2 protein-coding genes are annotated in these 2,730 nt (G+C 42.1%); both read right to left on the bottom strand.

Annotated elements, in window-relative coordinates:
* Positions 1–18: 18 nt before the first annotated feature.
* Entirely contained in the window at positions 19–1,263 is a 1,245-nt protein-coding gene (locus F6K49_RS39990; RefSeq protein ID WP_293106285.1) for a glycosyltransferase, read from the bottom strand.
* A 73-nt stretch (positions 1,264–1,336) separates the two neighbouring features.
* Entirely contained in the window at positions 1,337–2,542 is a 1,206-nt protein-coding gene (locus F6K49_RS39985; RefSeq protein ID WP_293106281.1) for a glycosyltransferase family 4 protein, read from the bottom strand.
* Positions 2,543–2,730 lie beyond the last annotated feature (188 nt).

Below are 2,730 nucleotides of genomic sequence, written 5' to 3'. Positions count from 1 at the left end.
TTTTTTTACTTCAATCAATTAATTTATATATATTATTTCCACAACATTCTTAAATTCAAATTTAGTTGGTTGCGCCAAGGCCCTTGCACTCAACTGCTGTCGCAATTCTGAGTTTTCTGCCAGTTCTACTAAGGCATCACTAAGTCTCTGAATCACCCCTTCTTCCGTCAACCCATCGGTTTTTATCACCCGTCCACAGGTTTCATCCACCATCACCCCTGGTCCTCCTAAATCTAGACAAACTACTGGTAAGCCATGGGACAAAGCTTCTAGAATTACTAGCCCGCCGGAATCATGGAGACTGGGGAATAGAAAAACATCATGTTCTAGATAAGGTGAACTTAATTCTTTCTGCTCCATCCAAGGTATCCAGTCTACAGCATCCTTGATACCCAATTTCTCACTCAGTCTCTGCAGCCAAGTTTGCTCACTACCACGACCAATGACTGTAAAATGGGTATTGGGAATCTTTTGGTGCAACAGAGAAAAGGCTTTCAGCGCCAGATGTATCCCTTTCCAATGTAAAAAACGCCCTACAAAAAGAACATTAAAAGTATCTTTATTGATGAAGTATTCTTCAATAATTTTAGGTATTTTTATGATATCATATATAGGAATATCAAAAACAACGTCAGACTTATACTTGTAAAATTTTGGGATAAGTGCCTGGGTAGGCTTTGAGCGACAATAGATTTTTGATGCGGTGATAAACGTTAAGTTCATCAGCGGGTCAAATTTAACAATAGTATTAGAAATATCGCGGATAAAATCAAATAACCAGCCCCTGACTGGGTAGCTTTTCCTGAGACACCAAGGTGCTTTTACTCCACCAGCTACCGGTCCGAAAATGAAAGGGATTCCTAAAAGACCCATGAAACTGGGGCGTCGAATTGTTGTATTAGTTACGTGATGAACCCGATCAAATACCACCTCCTGGGTTAATGATTTGGCGATTCGATAAGCATCCCATTGCCACCAGATACTCATCAATTGCCACAAGGGAACTGAGAGCAATATTAGGTGTCTGGTAATCAGAATTTTGAACAACCGAGATAACCAGGTAGGATGGTCGCAAAAGAAAAAATGTATGTTAGATATTGGATTTACCTGAAGTTCCTGCTCTACCGGAATCCGATTATAACTCCAGGTAATCACCCAGACTTCATGTCCCATTAGAGCCAGTTGTGTTGCCCAAGCCCAGCCGATTCCGTTTTCTGAACCGGTATGAGGTTGGCACTGATAGGCTGAAAGTAATACTTTCATGGGTCAACCTCCTGTATCCCAGACATCAGCAGATATTTGTAGAAGAGAGATCTTGAGAAACTCAATAGTGTGTTCATGGAGCTGTTGCTTGAGATTTGAGCACTGAGCCATAAATATTAAGCAGAGAACTGAGGTAGTTTTTGACATTGAGATGGGCAACGCTTGCTCTTGCGCTAGATCCTAAGGAGAGCCGTAACCCTTGATCATTAATTAGAGTCTGCATAGCCATAGATAGGTCTGGTATCTGTCCAGGCTTAACTAGCAAACCATTGTCACCATGTATTACCAACTCTGGTATCCCCCCTACTGGTGTGGTGATCACAGGTAAGCCCCAACCCATGGCTTCAAGCAATGCCATGGGCAGACCTTCGTTATAAGACGGCAAGATAAATATGTTCGCTTTTGCTAAAAGAGCATCCCGTTGCCCTGAGTCTATCCCGCCAAGGACTTTGATATGATCTCCTAAATCTAGGCTTTCAACTAATTGACAGGCTTGCTGTACTTCTCCATCCCCTGCTAATAGTAATTCTGAGCAAGTTTTTTGTTCAGGAGAGAGAGAGGCAAAGGCCCGGATTAGATCAAATACTCCTTTGCGTTTACCGATTTCTCCCACAAAAACTAACTTTATCTGTTTGCAGCTTGTGCGCTCTGGAATTTTTGAGGGCAACTCTACTGGGTTAGGAAGAATTACAACCTGTTCTGCTTTTAGTGCGAAACTGGACTGGTAAAATTTTTTCCAGCTTTGTGATAGAACAATAAAGTAGGCAGATTGTCGAAACACCAAGCTAATTATTCCTTTTGCCCATTGAGGTAGCCCAGTGTAAAACAACTTATACTCGCTACCATGGGCGTGCAAAACCACAGGGACATGGAATGCTAGTGCAAGGAGCATCAAAATCATTTTCCGGAGCGTGCTACCCCTTTGAGAAAAATGCACGTGAATCAGATCAGTCTTTTTTGTGGATAACCTCCACAGCAACTTCCCCAGAGCTTTTCCAAAAACTAAGAGCTTACGAGTAATTGATCCGTTTTTGCCATCAGTACAGGTAGTAGGAATGTGCTCAATTTGAACCTGAGAGGGTGCATTACGAAGAATAAGCTTCTGCACTGATGGGATACCAGCCTTGATCTGAAGGTTGTCACCTAACATTACTACCTGACATCCCACGACAGGAAAAGTATTTTGTGTTTTAAGGTCTAATTTTTGGTATTTACTTGTATCTTTACTTGTGTCTTTACTTGTGTCTTTACTTGTGTGTGAAGACGGATAGTGAACCATAATTTTCCATAATTTTAAGACATTCAGGACTTCGGTAACCTGCTCCCTGCTCCCTGCTCCCTGCTCCCTATTCCCTATTCCCTATTCCCTATTCCCTATTCCCTGCTCCCTGCTCCCTGTTCCCTATTCCCTGTTCCCTAAAATTAATCAAATCCACTTTGTCCACCTGAGTGCCCAAACTTTTTCAA

It is taken from the genome of Moorena sp. SIO3I6, assembly GCF_010672095.1.
This window is presented reverse-complemented; position numbering and strand designations above follow the sequence as displayed.